The sequence below is a fragment of the Pseudomonas sp. M1 genome (assembly GCF_022760135.1).
Classification (GTDB): Bacteria; Pseudomonadota; Gammaproteobacteria; order Pseudomonadales; family Pseudomonadaceae; genus Pseudomonas; species Pseudomonas citronellolis.
Map to the genome: position 1 here is coordinate 2,771,910 of NZ_CP094343.1, position 17,033 is coordinate 2,788,942.

At 69.3% G+C, this 17,033-nt stretch carries 14 protein-coding genes; all 14 read left to right on the forward strand.

Going from position 1 to position 17,033, the window contains the following annotated elements; translation table 11 throughout:
- The gene (locus tag PM1_RS12525; protein ID WP_009622923.1) at positions 1–882 is read left to right on the forward strand and encodes a substrate-binding periplasmic protein; all 882 of its coding nucleotides are present in this window, start codon (positions 1–3) and stop codon (positions 880–882) included.
- 14 nt (positions 883–896) lie between these two features.
- Positions 897–1,643, forward strand: a complete 747-nt coding sequence (locus tag PM1_RS12530) for a quinoprotein dehydrogenase-associated SoxYZ-like carrier (protein WP_009622922.1) — start codon at positions 897–899, stop codon at positions 1,641–1,643.
- 27 nt (positions 1,644–1,670) lie between these two features.
- Positions 1,671–2,600, forward strand: coding sequence for a quinoprotein relay system zinc metallohydrolase 1 (locus tag PM1_RS12535; protein WP_009622921.1), 930 nt, complete (start codon positions 1,671–1,673; stop codon positions 2,598–2,600).
- Between the two features lie 333 nt (positions 2,601–2,933).
- Positions 2,934–4,712 (forward strand): methanol/ethanol family PQQ-dependent dehydrogenase, encoded by a 1,779-nt coding sequence (locus PM1_RS12540; protein WP_009622920.1) that lies wholly within the window; start codon positions 2,934–2,936, stop codon positions 4,710–4,712.
- A 513-nt stretch (positions 4,713–5,225) separates the two neighbouring features.
- Positions 5,226–6,746 (forward strand): acetaldehyde dehydrogenase ExaC, encoded by a 1,521-nt coding sequence (gene exaC, locus PM1_RS12545; RefSeq protein WP_009622919.1) that lies wholly within the window; start codon positions 5,226–5,228, stop codon positions 6,744–6,746.
- Between the two features lie 600 nt (positions 6,747–7,346).
- Positions 7,347–7,418, forward strand: coding sequence for a pyrroloquinoline quinone precursor peptide PqqA (gene pqqA / locus PM1_RS12550; RefSeq protein ID WP_003106462.1), 72 nt, complete (start codon positions 7,347–7,349; stop codon positions 7,416–7,418).
- A gap of 47 nt (positions 7,419–7,465) precedes the next feature.
- The gene (gene pqqB / locus PM1_RS12555; RefSeq protein WP_009622918.1) at positions 7,466–8,380 is read left to right on the forward strand and encodes a pyrroloquinoline quinone biosynthesis protein PqqB; all 915 of its coding nucleotides are present in this window, start codon (positions 7,466–7,468) and stop codon (positions 8,378–8,380) included.
- Positions 8,381–8,392: 12 nt separating this feature from the next.
- Positions 8,393–9,139 carry a pyrroloquinoline-quinone synthase PqqC gene (pqqC, locus tag PM1_RS12560; protein WP_009622917.1) on the forward strand — a complete coding sequence of 249 codons (747 nt, stop codon included), beginning with the start codon at positions 8,393–8,395 and terminating at the stop codon, positions 9,137–9,139.
- A complete protein-coding gene (pqqD, locus tag PM1_RS12565) occupies positions 9,139–9,417 on the forward strand; it encodes a pyrroloquinoline quinone biosynthesis peptide chaperone PqqD (RefSeq protein WP_009622916.1) in 279 nt (92 codons plus the stop codon). The genes pqqC and pqqD overlap by 1 nt, the downstream gene beginning before the upstream one ends.
- Positions 9,389–10,534, forward strand: a complete 1,146-nt coding sequence (gene pqqE, locus PM1_RS12570) for a pyrroloquinoline quinone biosynthesis protein PqqE (RefSeq protein WP_009622914.1) — start codon at positions 9,389–9,391, stop codon at positions 10,532–10,534. Before pqqD ends, pqqE begins: the two co-directional genes overlap by 29 nt.
- Positions 10,535–10,536: 2 nt before the next feature.
- Positions 10,537–12,369 carry an alpha/beta hydrolase family protein gene (locus tag PM1_RS12575; RefSeq protein ID WP_009622912.1) on the forward strand — a complete coding sequence of 611 codons (1,833 nt, stop codon included), beginning with the start codon at positions 10,537–10,539 and terminating at the stop codon, positions 12,367–12,369.
- 81 nt (positions 12,370–12,450) lie between these two features.
- Entirely contained in the window at positions 12,451–13,614 is a 1,164-nt protein-coding gene (ercA, locus tag PM1_RS12580) for an alcohol dehydrogenase-like regulatory protein ErcA (protein WP_009622910.1), read from the forward strand.
- Entirely contained in the window at positions 13,598–15,295 is a 1,698-nt protein-coding gene (locus PM1_RS12585) for a PAS domain-containing hybrid sensor histidine kinase/response regulator (RefSeq protein WP_009622908.1), read from the forward strand. The genes ercA and PM1_RS12585 overlap by 17 nt, the downstream gene beginning before the upstream one ends.
- Before the next feature lie 99 nt (positions 15,296–15,394).
- On the forward strand, positions 15,395–16,909 hold the full coding sequence (locus PM1_RS12590; protein ID WP_009622906.1) for a sensor domain-containing diguanylate cyclase: 1,515 nt from the start codon (positions 15,395–15,397) through the stop codon (positions 16,907–16,909).
- The last annotated feature ends 124 nt before the right edge of the window (positions 16,910–17,033 follow it).

Here is a 17,033-nt window from a genome sequence, read left to right on the forward strand (position 1 = left end):
ATGCGCCTGCTCAGCCTGCTGTGCGGCCTGCTCCTGTTGCTGGGGCAGGCCGAGGCCAAGGTCCGGCCCTACGAAGACATGGTCGCTTCCGGCGTATTGCGGGTGGCGGTCTACCAGAACTTCCCGCCCTACAGCTTCATGCAGGGCGGCCAGCCCCACGGCATCGACGTGGATCTCGCCACGCGCCTGGCCCAGGGCCTGGGGCTGCGCGCGGAGTTCCTCTGGGTGATTCCCGGCGAGCGCCTGGACGACGACCTGCGCAATTTCATCTGGAAGGGCCACTACCTGCGCCCGGGCGTGGTGGCCGACGTGATGCTGCGGGTGCCCTACGACCGCGACTACTCCAACAAGCGCAACGACGTCGGCGAGCTGGCCAACGACCAGGTGGTGATGTTCGGCCCCTACCAGCGCGAGCGCTGGCAGGTGGTCAACGACGCCCGCCGGTTGCCGCAGGTGGACACCATCGCGGCGTTCCGCGAGCACCGCATCGGCGTGGAACTGGACAGCGTGCCCTCGTTCTACCTGACCTCGGTGCTGGGCGGCCAGCTCAGCGCCATGACCGTGCACTTCCCCAGCACCCAGGCGGCCTTCGACGCCATGCGCGCCGGCAAGGTGGACGCGGTGATGGCGCTGCGCGGCGAGCTGGACTGGATGCGCGCCCAGGCCGGGGACGACCAGCTGAAGAACGCCGAGAACACCTACCCCAGCCTTGGCCAGCCGGACTGGGACATCGGCATGGCGGTGCACGAGAGCAACCGCCAGCTGTCCAACGCCCTCGACGGCGAGCTGGAGGAACTGGTGCGCAGCGGCGAGCTGGCCAAGCTCTACGCCGGCTACGGCGTGCGCTACGAGTTGCCGGGGCTGTACCAGGACGTGCAATAGCACGAGGAGGAGGGATGCGTAGACGTAGCCTGCTGTTGGGCCTGTGCGGCCTGCCGCTGCTGGCCGCGGCGGTGGAGGGCGACCCGGTGCCCTCGGTGATGTGGGACTACCACCACAAGCGCCTGCTCGGCGGCGAGCCCTTCGTCTTCGACGAGCGGGTGAAGCTGGGCGTGCCGCCCTTCGCCGAGGACGCGCGGCAGGTGCCAGTGGAGGTGGACGCGCGGCAACTGCCCGGGCGCTTCGAGCGCCTGGTGCTGTGGGCCGAGCTGAACCCCATCCCCCATGTGCTGACGCTCTACCCGGGCAAGGGCCTGGAGGCGCTGCTGGCGGTGCGTATCCGCATCGAGCAGGCCACCGCCATCCGCGCCGCGCTGCGTGGTGAAGATGGCGTGTGGCACGTGGGCTCTGCGTGGATCGACGCCGCCGGCGGCGGCTGCACCGCGCCTAGCGTGGTGCGCGCCCAGGCCGGCTGGGAACAGCGCCTGGGCCAGGTGCACGGCGGGGCTTTCTCGCGCGGGCCGAACACCCGGCTGCGGCTGAAGGTGGACCACCCGATGGACAACGGCCTGGTCGGCGGCATCCCCGAGTTCTACCTCGACCACGCCGAGCTGCGCACGCCCGAGGGCGAGGTGCTGGCGCGCCTGGACTTGTTCCCGGCGGTGAGCGAGAACCCCAGCTTCAGCTTCGAACTGCGCGGCCACCCCCACGCGAAGCTGTTCCTGCACGACAACAACGGCAACGAATTCGAGGCCGCCCTCTGAGGCGGCCGGCCCGCCCGCGAGGTGCCCATGCGTTACCTGCTGACCTTCCTGCTGCTGCTCTGCACCCAGGTCCTCGCCGACCTGCAGTACCACCTGCAACCCCGGCAGATCGCCGAGGGCACCTGGCTGGTGGAGGGCAGCACCGACAACTTCGCCAAGGACAACGGCGGCAACATCGTCAACGTGGCGTTCATCGACACCGGCGACGGCATCCTGGTGATCGACACCGGCCCCTCGCGGCGCTACGGCGAGGCATTGCGTGCGGTGATCCAGCAGACCACCGGCAAGCCGGTGAAGCAGGTGCTGCTGACCCACCATCATCCCGACCACGTGCTGGGCAACCAGGCCTTCGCCGACGTGCCCATCGGCGCCCTGGCCGGCACCAGCAAGCGGCTGAAGGAGCAGGGCAACGCCATGGCGGAGAACATGTACCGCCTGGTGGGCGACTGGATGCGCGGCACCGAAGTGGTGCTGCCGACGCAGACGGTGGAGCCGGGCGAGCTGCAGGTCGGCACGCACCGTTTCCGCCTGCTCGGCCTGCGCGGGCACACCGGGGCGGACCTGGCGATCCTCGACGAGACCAGCGGGGTGCTGTTCGCCGGCGACCTGGTGTTCTACGAGCGCGCGCTGACCACGCCCAACAGTCCTGGGCTGGACGTCTGGCTGGCCGATCTCGATACCCTGCAGGCGCTGCCCTGGAAGCTGATCGTCCCCGGCCACGGGCCCATCGCCACCGACGCCAGGCCCTTCGCCCAGATGCGCGACTACCTCGGCTGGCTCGACAGCGTGATGCGCGAAGGCACCCGCGAAGGCGCGGACATGAACGACCTGCTGCGCACCCCCATCCCCGAACGCTTCGCCGGCATCAGCCTGACGCGCTACGAGCTGATCCGCAGCGTCACCCACCTGTACCCGCGCTACGAACAGCAGGCGTTGCCGCGTATCGACCGACAATGAGCCGCCCCGGCTCTTCGTAGGAGCGAGCTCGCTCCTACGAAAGGCCGTGTTCACCTGTGGCCGCGTGGCCGTTCCCCTGTAGGAGCGCGCCCTGCGCGCGAATCGCGGGCAGGGCCCGCTCCTACAGGTCTTCCGCACGTCACGGAGTTGTCTATTGGGTTCCCGCGAACGCGGGAATCCAGAAAACAGCGATCACAAAGCCGGGTATTGCTACCAAGGAACTAGGGAATTCGGCAAAGCGGTCAATTGTTGGCCCACCGCACCGGGCCAAGAATCTGCGGCAGACCGGGAAAACTTCCCGGGTACAACAACAAATCCGCAGAGGTAGCCGCAATGAGACATGCAGGTCCCACCCCTTCCTTCGCGCGCAGCGCGCTCTTCGCCGCACTCGCCCTGGCCAGCCTGGGCGCCCAGGCCGCGGTTACCGACCAGGACATCAGCGACAGCGCCAAGCGCACCGACCAGATCGTGGTCAACGGCATCAACCAGCAGGGCCAGCGCTTCAGCCCGCTGAAGACCCTCAACAGCGACAACGTCAAGGAACTGCGCCCGGTGTGGGCGCTATCCTTCGGCGGCGAGAAACAACGCGGCCAGCAGGCCCAGCCGCTGGTCAAGGACGGGGTGATGTACGTCAGCGCCTCCTACTCGCGGGTGTTCGCCGTGGACGCGCGCACCGGGCGCAAGCTCTGGCAGTACGACGCGCGCCTGCCCGACGGCATCATGCCCTGCTGCGACGTGATCAACCGCGGCGTGGCCCTGTACGGCGACCTGGTGATCTTCGGCACCCTGGACGCCAAGCTGGTGGCGCTGAACAAGGACACCGGCAAGGTGGTGTGGAAGAAGACCGTGGCCGACTACAAGGCCGGCTACTCCATCTCCGCCGCGCCGCTGATCGCCAAGGGCAAGCTGATCACCGGCGTGGCCGGCGGCGAGTTCGGCGTGGTCGGCAAGATCGAGGCCTACGACCCCAGCAACGGCGACCTGCTGTGGAGCCGCCCGACCGTCGAAGGCCACATGGGCTACGTGTACAAGGACGGCAAGGCCATCGAGAACGGCATCTCCGGCGGCGAGGCCGGCAAGACCTGGCCGGGCGACCTGTGGAAGACCGGCGGCGCCGCGCCCTGGCTGGGCGGCTACTACGATCCGAGCACCGATTCGCTGTTCATCGGCACCGGCAACCCGTCGCCGTGGAACTCGCACCTGCGCCCGGGCGACAACCTGTTCTCCTCCTCGCGCCTGGCGCTGAACCCGGAGGACGGCTCGATCAAGTGGCACTTCCAGACCACCCCGCACGACGGCTGGGACTTCGACGGCGTGAACGAGCTGGTGTCCTTCGACTACAAGGACGCCGGCAAGACCATCAAGGCCGCGGCCACTGCCGACCGCAACGGCTTCTTCTACGTGCTGGACCGCACCAACGGCAAGTTCATCCGCGGCTTCCCCTTCGTCGACAAGGTGACCTGGGCCAAGGGCCTGGACCAGAACGGCCGGCCGATCTACGACGACGCCCACCGCCCCGGCGCGCCGGGCGAGGGCGCCAAGGGCAGCTCGGTGTTCGTCTCGCCGTCCTTCCTCGGCGGCAAGAACTGGATGCCCATGGCCTACAGCCAGGATACCGGCCTGTTCTACGTGCCCTCCAACGAGTGGGGCATGGACATGTGGAACGAGAACGTGACCTACAAGAAGGGCGCGGCCTACCTGGGCGCCGGTTTCACCATCAAGCCGCTGAACGAGAAGTACATCGGCGTGCTGCGCGCCATCGACCCGAAGACCGGCAAGCAGGTGTGGCGCTACGAGAACTACGCGCCGCTGTGGGGCGGCGTGCTGGCCACCCACGGCAACCTGGTGTTCACCGGCAACCCCGAGGGCTACCTGATGGCCTTCGACGCCAAGAGCGGCAAGAAGCTCTACGAGTTCAACACCGGCTCGGGCGTGATCGCCTCGCCCATCACCTGGGAGATGGACGGCGAGCAGTACGTCACCGTGCTCTCCGGCTGGGGCGGCGCCGTGCCGCTGTGGGGCGGCGAGGTGGCCAAGCGCATCAAGGACCTGGACCAGGGCGGGATGATCTGGACCTTCAAGCTGCCGAAGGATCTGGTGAGCAAGCGCTGAGTTCGCTGGGGTAGGGCAGGGGGCTGGCTGGTGCCGGCCCTTTGTTTTTTTTGCTTTTTGCTTTTCGTAGGAGCGAGCTTGCTCGCGAACGGTGTCTCCCGGTTGCAGTGGTGCAAGCGTTGACTCCGGCCCCTCTCCCTAACCCTCGGCTGCGCGCCCCGTCCTGAAGGGAGAGGGGACCGTTCGGTGTGCGCTGATGCTTCGGCGTTAGCCGGCTTGTACCGAGTGGCCGGCTGACACCAAGTCCTCTCTCGGCACGGACAAGCCCCCTCTCCCTTCAGGGCGGGGCGCGCAGCCGAGGGCTGGGGAGAGGATTACGGATTCCAATCACGCTCCATGGCTGAGCTTGATGCCGCTGTTCGCAAGCAAGCTCGCCCCCACGAACACCCCCCTCTACTACCAAATAACTACCCCCCCACGCCCATGGGCGCATTCCTGGCCGGCGCGGGCGCTGCCTAAGATCGCCGCAAGGCCCGGGCTTGGTGCGCCGGGACGCCACAGGAGAGCTTCGCCATGATCTACGCCCCACCCGGAACCCCCGGTGCCGTCGTTACCCTCAAGCCGCGCTACGGCAACTACATCGGCGGTGAGTTCGTGCCGCCCGTGCTCGGCCAGTACTTCACCAACACTTCCCCGGTGAACGGCCAGCCGATCGCCGAATTCCCCCGTTCCACCGCCGAGGACGTGGAGCGCGCGCTGGACGCCGCCCACGCCGCCGCCGACGCCTGGGGCCGCACTTCGGTGCAGGAGCGCTCGCTGGTCCTGCTGAAGATCGCCGACCGCATCGAGCAGCACCTGGAACAGCTGGCCGTGGCCGAGACCTGGGACAACGGCAAGGCCGTGCGCGAGACGCTGAACGCCGACGTGCCCCTGGCCGCCGACCACTTCCGCTACTTCGCCGGCTGCATCCGCGCCCAGGAAGGCGGCGCCGCCGAGATCAACGACAGCACTGTGGCCTACCACATCCACGAACCGCTGGGCGTGGTCGGGCAGATCATCCCGTGGAACTTCCCGCTGCTGATGGCCGCCTGGAAGCTGGCCCCGGCCCTGGCCGCGGGCAACTGCGTGGTGCTCAAGCCGGCCGAGCAGACGCCGCTGTCGATCATGCTGCTGGCCGAGATCGTCAACGACCTGCTGCCGCCGGGCGTGCTGAACATCGTCCAGGGCTTCGGCAAAGAAGCGGGGCAGGCGCTGGCCACCAGCAAGCGCATCGCCAAGATCGCCTTCACCGGCTCCACCCCGGTGGGTTCGCACATCCTCCACTGCGCGGCGGAGAACATCATCCCCTCCACCGTGGAGCTGGGCGGCAAGAGCCCGAACATCTTCTTCGACGACATCATGCGCGCCGAGCCGAGCTTCATCGAGAAGGCTGCCGAGGGCCTGGTGCTGGCCTTCTTCAACCAGGGCGAGGTGTGCACCTGCCCGTCGCGCGCGCTGGTGCAGGAGTCGATCTTCGAGCCGTTCATGGCCGAGGTGCAGAAGAAGATCGCCCAGATCAAGCGCGGCAACCCGCTGGACACCGAGACCATGGTCGGCGCCCAGGCCTCGCAGCAGCAGTACGAGAAGATCCTGTCGTACCTGGACATCGCCCAGAACGAGGGCGCCCAGCTGCTGGCCGGCGGCCAGAGCGAGCGGCTGTCCGGCGACCTCGCCAGCGGCTACTACATCCAGCCCACGCTGCTGAAGGGCCACAACGGCATGCGCGTGTTCCAGGAGGAAATCTTCGGCCCGGTGGTGGGCGTGACCACCTTCAAGGACGAGGCCGAGGCCCTGGCGATCGCCAACGACACCGAGTTCGGCCTGGGCGCCGGCGTCTGGACCCGCGACATCAACCGCGCCTGGCGCATGGGCCGCGGCATCAAGGCCGGCCGCGTATGGACCAACTGCTACCACCTGTACCCGGCGCACGCCGCGTTCGGCGGCTACAAGAAGTCCGGCGTCGGCCGCGAGACGCACAAGATGATGCTCGACCACTACCAGCAGACCAAGAACCTGCTGGTGAGCTACGACGTCAACCCGCTGGGGTTCTTCTGAGGTAGACCGGCCGCCCGCGACCCCGTCCCCATCCGGGGGCGCGGGCCGGTTCCGGCAAGCGTGTTCAACACCCGCGCCCGGCGCTCCACCGGGCCACTTTTTTCGATGCGCCCGAGCCTGGGCGACCCGCGCGCCCCTCCCACTTCCGGGCGCGACGGGACTGTCGAGCGCGGCTTTGGCCGCGTTTTTTGTTTTTGGGGCTGGTGCCTCCCGGTGATCGCGGTGTCTTGGTGTGACTCCGCGCCCTCTCCCCAGCCCTCGGCTGCGCGCCCCGCCCTGAAGGGAGAGGGGGCTAGTCCGTGCCGAGAGAGGTGATGGTTTCTGCTTGAAATCACCGGAGTTGCCGGCTAACGCCATAACAGCAAACCCTGCCCAACGGTCCCCTCTCCCTTCAGGGAGAGGGTTAGGGAGAGGGGACGGCATCAACGCCTGCACCCCTGCAACCGGGAGGCACCATCCCCAAAAAAGCCCCCTCAACACCCATCCCCCTCCCTACCAAATCAGGGGGAAAACTCCTTCGAAAGTATCATTCGGAGGGCTCCCCCCTGGTGTTTAACTCGACCTGCCGGAATCGCCGGCCAACAAGAAGAGGACAGACCCATGTGGACCAAGCCTAGCTTCACCGACCTGCGCCTTGGCTTCGAAGTGACCCTGTACTTCGCCAACCGCTGATCCACCCGGCCCCGGTCTTCCGGGGCCCCTGCCCACGGGGCACTGTCATGCACATCCGTATTCTCGGTTCGGCCGCCGGTGGCGGCTTCCCGCAGTGGAACTGCAACTGCCGCAACTGCCACGGCGTGCGCAGCGGCCAGGTGCTGGCGCAGCCGCGCACCCAGTCGTCCATCGCCCTGTCCGACGACGGCGAGCGCTGGATTCTCTGCAACGCCTCGCCCGACATCCGTGCCCAGCTCGCCGCCTTCCCGGCCCTGCAGCCGGCGCGCAAGGTGCGCGACACGGCCATCGCCGGCATCCTCCTGCTGGACAGCCAGATCGACCATTGCACCGGCCTGCTCAGCCTGCGCGAGGGTTGCCCGCACGACGTCTGGTGCACGCAGATGGTCCACCAGGACCTGACCAGCGGCTTCCCGCTGTTCAACATGCTGCAGCACTGGAACGGCGGCCTGCGCCACCACCTGATCGAGCTGGACGGCGTGCCCTTCACCGTTCCCGCCTGCCCGAACCTGCGCTTCACCGCCATCCCGTTGCGCAGCGCCGCGCCGCCGTATTCGCCGCACCGCCACGACCCGCACCCGGGCGACAACATCGGCCTGTTCGTCGAGGACCTGGGCAGCGGCGGCAAACTGTTCTACGCCCCCGGCCTGGGCCAGGTGGACGAGGCGCTGCTGGGCTGGATGCGCCGCGCCGACTGCCTGCTGGTGGACGGCACCCTGTGGCGCGACGACGAGATGCGCCGCTGCGAAGTGGGCGACAAGCTCGGCAGCGAGATGGGCCACCTGGCCCAGAGCGGCCCCGGCGGCATGCTCGAGGTGCTGGACGGCGTGCCTGGGCCGCGCAAGGTGCTCATCCACATCAACAACACCAACCCCATCCTCGACCCGGCCTCGCCCGAACGCGCCGAACTGGACGCCCGCGGCGTCGAAGTGGCCTGGGACGGCATGGCCATCCACCTGTAGAGGGAGCGCGCGATGAACGCCGCCATGAGCCCCGCCGAATTCGAGCAGGCGCTGCGCGCCAAGGGCGCCTGCTATCACATCCACCACCCGTTCCACGTGGCCATGTACGAGGGCCGCTGCACCCGCGAGCAGCTCCAGGGCTGGGTGGCCAACCGCTTCTACTACCAGCTGAACATCCCGCTGAAGGATGCCGCCATCCTCGCCAACTGCCCGGACCGCGACACCCGCCGCGAGTGGGTGCAGCGCATCCTCGACCACGACGGCCGCCCCGGCGAGCCCGGCGGCATCGAGGCCTGGCTGCGCCTGGCCGAGGCGGTGGGCCTGGAGCGCGAGCAGGTGCTGTCGCAGGAACTGGTGCTGCCCGGCGTGCGCTTCGCTGTGGACGCCTACGTCAACTTCGCCCGCCGCGCCAGCTGGCAGGAAGCGGCCAGCAGCTCGCTGACCGAACTCTTCGCCCCGCAGATCCACCAGTCGCGGCTGGACGCCTGGCCGCAGCACTACCCCTGGATAGACGCGGCCGGCTACGACTACTTCCGCAGCCGCCTGTCCCAGGCCCGCCGCGACGTGGAGCACGGCCTGCGCATCACCCTGGAGCACTACCGCACCCGCGAGGCCCAGGAGCGCATGCTGGACATCCTGCAGTTCAAGCTCGACGTGCTCTGGAGCATGCTCGACGCCATGAGCATGGCCTACGAGCTGGGCCGCCCGCCGTACCACACGGTGACCCGCGAACGTATCTGGCACAGGGGGCTGCTGTGATGAGCCTGCCCGCGCTGGACAGCGTGCCGCGCATCCGCCGCGGCTTCCGCCTGCAATTCGAACCGGCCCAGGGCTGCCATGTGCTGCTCTACCCCGAAGGCATGGTCAAGCTCAACGACAGCGCCGGGGAAATCCTCCAGCGCATCGATGGCCAGCGCGACGTGGCGGCCATCATCGCCGAGCTGAGCAAAAGCTTCCCCGGCGTGCCGGGCATCGACGAAGACATCCTGGCGTTCCTCGAGGTGGCCCATGCGCAATTCTGGATCGAGCTGCACTGAAGGCGCCGGCCCGCCGCTGTGGCTGCTGGCCGAGCTGACCTACCGCTGCCCGCTGCAGTGCCCGTACTGCTCCAACCCGCTGGACTTCGCCAGGCAGGGCGGCGAACTGAGCACCGCCGAATGGATCGAGGTGTTCCGCCAGGCCCGCGAGCTGGGCGCCGCGCAGCTGGGCTTTTCCGGCGGCGAGCCGCTGCTGCGCCAGGACCTCGCCGAGCTGATCGGCGCGGCCCGCGGGCTGGGCTTCTACACCAACCTGATCACCTCCGGCATCGGCCTGAGCGAAGCGCGCCTGGCGCAGTTCGCCGAGGCCGGGCTGGACCACATCCAGATCAGCTTCCAGGCCGCCGACGAGGAGGTGAACAACCTGCTCGCCGGCTCGCGCAGGGCCTTCGCCCAGAAGCTGGCCATGGCCCGCGCGGTGAAGGCCCACGGCTACCCGATGGTGCTCAACTTCGTCACCCACCGGCACAACATCGACAACATCGGGCGGATCATCGAGCTGTGCATAGAGCTTGAGGCCGACTTCGTCGAACTCGCCACCTGCCAGTTCTACGGCTGGGCCGAGCTCAACCGCGCCGGCCTGCTGCCCACCCGCGCGCAGCTGGAGCGTGCCGAGCGCATCACCCACGAATACCGCGAGCGCCTGGCCGCCGAAGGCAACCCCTGCAAGCTGATCTTCGTCACCCCGGACTACTACGAAGAGCGCCCCAAGGCCTGCATGGGCGGCTGGGCCAGCGTGTTCCTCGACGTCACCCCCGACGGCACCGCGCTGCCGTGCCATAGCGCGCGGCAACTGCCGGTGCAGTTCCCCAACGTGCGCGAGCACAGCCTCAAACACATCTGGTACGAATCCTTCGGCTTCAACCGCTACCGTGGCGACGCCTGGATGCCCGAGCCGTGCCGCTCCTGCTCGGAGAAGGAGCGCGACCACGGCGGCTGCCGCTGCCAGGCCTACATGCTCACCGGCGACGCCGACGCCACCGACCCGGTGTGCGCCAAGTCGGCCCACCACGGGAAGATTCTCGACGCCCGGCGCCAGGCCGAGGAAGCGCCGCTGGGCCTGGACCAGCTGACCTGGCGCAACCAGCGCGCCTCGCAGCTGATCTGCAAGGCCTGAGGGTGCGCAGCCTAGCCCATGGCGACTGGCCCAGCGCCTGGAGCGCCGAGCGCGCGGTGGCGGCGGGGCGCGACTTCGCCGAACTGCACGCGGCCCACGGCGGGCTGCTGTGGCTGGAATTCGAGCCGCGCAGCGCGCGTTGCCGCCTGTACCTGTGGCGCGACGGCGCGCTGCAGGAGCTGACGCCACCCGGCGCCTCGGCGCGCAGCCGCGTCTACGAATACGGCGGTGGCGCCTGCTGCGCCACGGCCGAGGGCGCGGCCTGGGTGGAGGAGGGCGACCAGCAGGTGCGCTGGCTGCGCTTTGGCGAGGCGCCTCGACAGCTGACCGAGCGCCTGCAGTGTCGCTATGGCGACCTGCACTACGTGCCGGCCTGGAACGCGCTGCTGGCGGTGGAGGAAAGCCGCGAGGGCGACGCAGTGGTCCACCGCATCGTGCGCCTGGAGGCCGACGGCGCGCGCCAGGTCATCGCCGAAGGCGCGGACTTCTACGCCGCGCCGGTAGCCAGTCCCGACGCGGCGCGTATCGCCTGGGTGGAATGGGACCGCCCGCAACAGCCCTGGACCGCCACGCGCCTGTGCCTGCTGCGGGATGGCACGCAGTGTTGCCTGGCAGGCGAGGGCGGCGAAGAATCCATCCAGCAACCGCGCTTCGACGACCAGGGCCGCCTGCACTGGCTCAGCGACCGCAGCGGCTGGTGGCGCCCCGAGGCCGAGGACGGGCAGGGCGGTGCCTTCGCTGCCGCCGATCACGCCCCGGCGCCCTGGCAACTGGGTGGACGCAGCTACCTGCCGCTGGCCAATGGCGAGATGCTGCTGAGCCGCTTCGAGGAAGGTCGCGGCCTGCTCGTCCTGCGCGCCGCCGATGGCGGCGAACGGCGCCTGGCCCCGGACTTCTCGCGCTTCCGCGCCCTGGCTGCCGACGCCGGGCACTGCTACTGCATCGCCGCCGCCGAGGACCGCCTGCCGGTGCTGCTGGCCATCGGCTGCGAGAGTGGCCAGGTGCAAGTAATCGCCGGCGGCGAACATCCGTTGGAGGAGGGAGAGCTATCGCGCCCGCAACCCTTCGGCTACCCGGTGGCCGGCAACGAGCGCGGCCACGGCTTCTTCTACCCGCCGCGCAACGCCCAGTGCCGCGGCCCGGCGGGGCGGCGGCCGCCGCTGGTGGTGTTCCTGCATGGCGGGCCCACTTCGGCCTGCTACCCGGCGTTCGACGCGCGCATCCAGTTCTGGACGCAGCGCGGCTTCGCCGTGGCCGACCTCAACTACCGCGGCAGCGCCAACTTCGGCCGCGCCTACCGCGAACGCCTGCGCGGCGAATGGGGCAGGGCGGAGGTGCAGGACATCTGGGCGGCGGTAGTGCAACTGGCCGCCGACGGCCTGATCGACCGCCAGCGGGTGTTCGTCCGCGGCGCCAGCGCCGGCGGCTACAGCGCGCTCTGCGCCCTGGCCTTCGTCGGCGGCTTCCGCGGCGGCGCCAGCCTCTACGGCGTCAGCGACCCGCTGGCGCTGGGGCGGGTGACGCACAAGTTCGAGGCCGACTACCTCGACTGGCTGATCGGCGACCCGCAACGCGACGCCCGCCGCTATCGGGCGCGCACGCCGCTGCTGCACGCCGCGCGCATCCAGGCGCCGGTGATCTTCTTCCAGGGTGAGCTGGACGCCGTGGTGGTGCCCGAGCAGACCCAGGCCATGGTCGCCAGCCTGCGCCAGCGCGGCCTGGCCGTGGAATGCCACCTGTACCCCGGCGAGCGCCACGGCTTCCGACAGGCGGCCAACCTGGCCCACGCGCTGGATGCCGAGTGGTGCTTCTACCGCGCGCTGCTGGGCGGCTGACGGCCGGGCCAAGGTCGCATTGCAATCAGCGCAGGATGCAGTAGGCTCGCGGAAACATTTCATAACAAGAACAAGCACCCCATGAGCCACGACCTCAGCCTGCTGCGCAAATTCGTCTCGCCAGAGATCATCTTCGGTGCCGGTTGCCGGCACACCGTCGCCAACTATGCCAAGACCTTCGGCGCCCGCAAGGTGCTGCTGGTGTCCGACCCCGGCGTGCTCGCCGCCGGCTGGGTGGCCGACGTGCAGGCCAGCCTGGCCGGGCAGGGCATCGAGCACTGCCTGTACACCGACGTCTCGCCCAACCCGCGCGTGGAAGAAGTGATGCGCGGCGCCGACATCTACCGCAGCGAGGGCTGCAACGTGATAGTCGCGGTCGGCGGCGGCAGCCCCATGGACTGCGCCAAGGGCATCGGCATCGTCGCCGCCCACGGCCGCAACATCCTCGAGTTCGAAGGCGTGGACAAGCTGCGCGTGCCCAGCCCGCCGCTGATCCTCATCCCCACCACCGCCGGCACCTCGGCCGACGTCTCGCAGTTCGTCATCATCTCCAACCAGGACGAGCGCATGAAGTTCTCGGTGGTGAGCAAGGCGGTGGTGCCCGACGTGTCGCTGATCGACCCGGAAACCACCCTGAGCATGGACGGCTTCCTCTCCGCCTGCACCGGCATCGACGCCCTGGTCCACGCCATCGAGGCCTTCGTCTCCACCGGCCACGGCCCGCTCACCGACAGCCACGCGCTGGAGGCCATGCGCCTGATCGACGGCAACCTGGTGCAGATGATCGCCAACCCCAACGACATCGCCCTGCGCGAGAAAATCATGCTCGGCAGCATGCAGGCTGGGCTGGCCTTCTCCAACGCCATCCTCGGCGCGGTGCACGCCATGTCCCACAGCCTCGGCGGCTACCTCGACCTGCCCCACGGGCTGTGCAACGCGGTGCTGGTGGAGCACGTGGTGGCCTTCAACTACAACGCCGCGCCCGAGCGCTTCAAGGTCATCGCCGAGACCTTCGGCATCGACTGCCGCGGCCTTACCCACGCGCAGATCCGCCAGCGCCTGGTCGAGCACCTGATCGCCCTCAAGCGCGCCGTGGGCTTCCACGAGACCCTCGGCCCGCACGGCGTGGGCATCTCCGACATTCCCTTCCTGTCGCGCCACGCCATGCAGGACCCGTGCATCCTCACCAACCCCCGCGAATCCAGCCAGCGCGACGTCGAGGTGGTCTATGGCGAGGCCCTCTGAGCCGCAGCAGGACGCCCTGGCGGCGCTGCTCGGCCTGGGCAGCCACTCCACGCGCAAGAGCCACTACCCCGAGCTGCTGGCGCGCCTGGAGGAACTGGAAACCGAGCGCAACCGCTACAAGTGGCTGTTCGAGCACGCCGTGCACGGCATCTTCCAGGCCAGCCTCAGCGACGGCCTGCGCGCGGCCAACCCGGCCCTGGCGCGGATGCTCGGCTACGCCGACCCGCAGCAGGTGTTGTGGAACCTGCAGGACATGGCCACGCAACTGTTCGCCGGCGGCGAGGCGGAGATGCGCCGCATCCGCGACCTGCTGCGCGAGCAGGGCGGGCTGTTCGGCTACGAGACGCGTCTGCTGCGCAAGGACGGCAGCCACGTCGACGTGCTCATGAACCTGCTGCTCAAGCCCGACGAAGAGGGCCTGGTGGAAGGCTTCGTCGCCGACATCACCGAACGCATCCTGGCCCAGCATCGCCTGCAGACCCTCAACGAGGAACTGGAGCAGCGCGTCGCCGAACGCACCGGCGAGCTGGAAGCGCTGAACCAGCAACTGCGCGAGGCGCGCGACGCCGCCGAGGCGGCCAACCACAGCAAGGACAAGTACCTGGCGGCGGCCAGCCACGATTTGCTGCAGCCGCTCAACGCCGCGCGCCTGCTGGTGGCCACCCTGCGCGAGCGGCAATTGCCGGGCGCCGAGCAGCAACTGGTGGAACGCACCCACCAGGCCCTGGAAGGCGCCGAGAACCTGCTCACCGACCTGCTGGAGATCGCCCGCCTGGACCAGAGCGCGATCCGCCCGGACCTGGATGTCCACGGCCTGGATGAACTGCTCGGCCCGCTGGCCTCGGAGTTCGAAAGCGTGGCGCTGTCGTCCGGCCTGCAACTGCGCGTGCGCATCCCCAACCTCTCGGTGCGCACCGACGCGCGCCTGCTGTCGCGCATCCTGCGAAACTTCCTAAGCAATGCCTGCCGCTACACCGGGCGCGGTGGCGTATTGCTGGCCGCACGGCGGCGCGGCGCCAGCGTGCGCCTGGAGGTGTGGGACACCGGCCGCGGCATCCCGGCGGACCAGTTGCAGGCGATCTTCCTCGAATTCAACCAGCTCGACACCGGCCGCGCCGCCGAGCGCCAGGGCGTGGGCCTGGGCCTGGCCATCGTCGACCGCATCGCCGGGCTGCTCGGCTGCGCGGTGCAGGTGCGCTCGGTGCCCGGGCGCGGCTCGCTGTTCGCCCTCGAAGTGCCCTTGGCCGAGGCGCTGCCGCCGCGCGCCGGCGGCGATGCCGCGCCGCGCCCGAGCACCGGCGACCCGCTGCCGGGCCGGCGCCTGCTGGTGGTGGACAACGAAACCTCGATCCTCTTCAGCATGGCCGCACTGCTCGGCCAGTGGGGCTGCGAGGTGCTCACCGCCACCGACCGCGACGCCGCCCTGGCGCTGCTCGGCCCGCAGCCGCCGGAGGCGATACTGGCCGACTACCACCTGGACCACGGCGCCACTGGCTGCGAGCTGGTGCGCGACCTGCGCCGCCACTACGGCCGCGAGATCCCCGCGGTGATGATCAGCGCCGACCGCAGCGACGAATGCCGCCGCGCCCTGCAGCGCCTGGGCATCCCGCAGCTGAACAAGCCGCTGAAGCCGGGCAAGCTGCGCGCGGTGCTCAGCGCGCTGCTCGATACGCCGGCCTGACCGCCCGGTCATGGGCGGATTCGCCCACGCGGGCTAGAATACCCGCTGCGCGGGCCATGCCGTCCGCTACGGATTACCCCGCGTCGAGCCCGTGATGTCGTGAAGCGTGATACCCGCGTAGCCTCCCTGCTGCTGTTCATGATCTGCGTCTCCCTGGCCCTGCTGACCGCCTGGCAGACCTGGTCGGCGCGCGAGCGCACCCTGCGCGAAGTGAACACCGACATGCTCAACCTCTCCCAGGCGCTGGACTCCTACGCCGAGGGCGTGGTGCGCCAGTGCGAGGTGCTGCTGCTGGACCTGGCCGACCGCATCGAGAGCGACGGCCTGGGCCCTGCGCAGCTGGCGCGCCTGCAGCGGCTGCTGGAGCGCCAGCAGAAGGTGCTCAGCCAGGTGGTCGGCATCTCGCTGTTCGATGCGCAGGGCCGCTGGCTGCTGGTGTCCCACGGCGCCATCCCGCCGGGGGCGAACAGCGCGGACCGCGCCTTCTTCATCCACCACCGCGACAACCCCTCGCGGGACATCTTCATCGGCCCGCCGATCCGCAGCCGCTCCAGCGGCCTGTGGGTGATCACCGTCAGCCGCCGCCTCGACCACCCCGACGGCAGCTTCGCCGGCGTGGTGGCCACCACCCTCGGCATCGAGAACTTCCTCAGCCTGTTCGGCCGCCTGGACATCGGCCAGCACGGCGCCATGAGCCTGAGCCAGGGCAACGGCCAGTTGCTGGTGCGCTACCCCTTCCGCGAGGCCGACCTGGGCCGCGACCTGTCGGGCTCGCCGCTGTTCACCGACTACCTGCGCCACGCCGACTCCGGCAGCGCCAGCAGCACCTCGCGCTTCGACGGCGTGGAGCGCATCTACGTGTTCCGCCGCAACGACCACTACCCGCTGGTGACCACCGTGGCGCTGAGCAAGGCGGAGGCCCTGCAGGACTGGCGCAAGCAGGCCCAGCTCAACGCCGGCATCGTCCTGGTGCTGCTGGCGGTGCTTGGCCTGACCGGCCAGCGCCTGCTCATCGACATCCGCCAGCGCACCCGCACCAGCCGCCAGCTCGCCGCCGCCCGCGAAGAACTGCTGCGGGCCAACGACCAGTTGCGCGTGCTCGCCGCCCAGGACGCGCTGACCGGCCTGGCCAACCGCCGCAGCTTCGACGAAACCCTGGCCACCGAGGCGCGCCGCTGTGCCCGCGAGGGCGCGCCGTTGTCGCTGTTGCTGGTCGATATCGATCACTTCAAGCGCTACAACGATAGCTATGGGCACCAGGCTGGCGATGACTGTCTGCAAGTGGTGGCCGGGTTGCTAGCCGCCTGCGTGCGACGACCGGGGGACCTGGTGGCGCGTTATGGCGGTGAGGAGTTGGCGGTGATTCTGCCCAGCACTGACAGCGCTGGCGCTGAGGCGGTGGCTAGGGCCTTCCTGCAGCGCTTGGCGGGTGAGCGGCTGGCGCACCGTGAGAGCCCCTTTGGGGTGGTTACTGCCAGCATCGGCCTGGCCACCGCACCGGCCACGGTAGCAGGGGGGCAGGAGTGGCAGTTGGTGAATGCTGCTGACCGGGCTCTGTATCGTGCCAAGGCTGGTGGGCGTAATCGCCTGGAGGTGGAGCGCCTGGAGGGGTGAGGGTGGTCTTCTACGGATTCTTAACCTCCGCTCCAGCCTCAACCCCATCGAAAATCCGTAGGGCGGATAAGGTCCGCTCAGGTTGCCGGGAAGCACGGTATGTCTCCCCCGTAGCGGATCTGTC

Bases quoted from the DNA above. Each gene is read 5' to 3' on its own strand.
- pqqC (WP_009622917.1), top strand. From the start codon at position 8,393: ATGAACGCCGCCATGAGCCCCGCCGAATTCGAGCAGGCGCTGCGCGCC.
- pqqD (WP_009622916.1), top strand. From the start codon at position 9,139: ATGAGCCTGCCCGCGCTGGACAGCGTGCCGCGCATCCGCCGCGGCTTC.
- PM1_RS12540 (WP_009622920.1), top strand. From the start codon at position 2,934: ATGAGACATGCAGGTCCCACCCCTTCCTTCGCGCGCAGCGCGCTCTTC.
- PM1_RS12585 (WP_009622908.1), top strand. From the start codon at position 13,598: ATGGCGAGGCCCTCTGAGCCGCAGCAGGACGCCCTGGCGGCGCTGCTC.
- exaC (WP_009622919.1), top strand. From the start codon at position 5,226: ATGATCTACGCCCCACCCGGAACCCCCGGTGCCGTCGTTACCCTCAAG.
- ercA (WP_009622910.1), top strand. From the start codon at position 12,451: ATGAGCCACGACCTCAGCCTGCTGCGCAAATTCGTCTCGCCAGAGATC.
- pqqB (WP_009622918.1), top strand. From the start codon at position 7,466: ATGCACATCCGTATTCTCGGTTCGGCCGCCGGTGGCGGCTTCCCGCAG.
- PM1_RS12525 (WP_009622923.1), top strand. From the start codon at position 1: ATGCGCCTGCTCAGCCTGCTGTGCGGCCTGCTCCTGTTGCTGGGGCAG.
- PM1_RS12530 (WP_009622922.1), top strand. From the start codon at position 897: ATGCGTAGACGTAGCCTGCTGTTGGGCCTGTGCGGCCTGCCGCTGCTG.
- pqqE (WP_009622914.1), top strand. From the start codon at position 9,389: ATGCGCAATTCTGGATCGAGCTGCACTGAAGGCGCCGGCCCGCCGCTG.
- PM1_RS12535 (WP_009622921.1), top strand. From the start codon at position 1,671: ATGCGTTACCTGCTGACCTTCCTGCTGCTGCTCTGCACCCAGGTCCTC.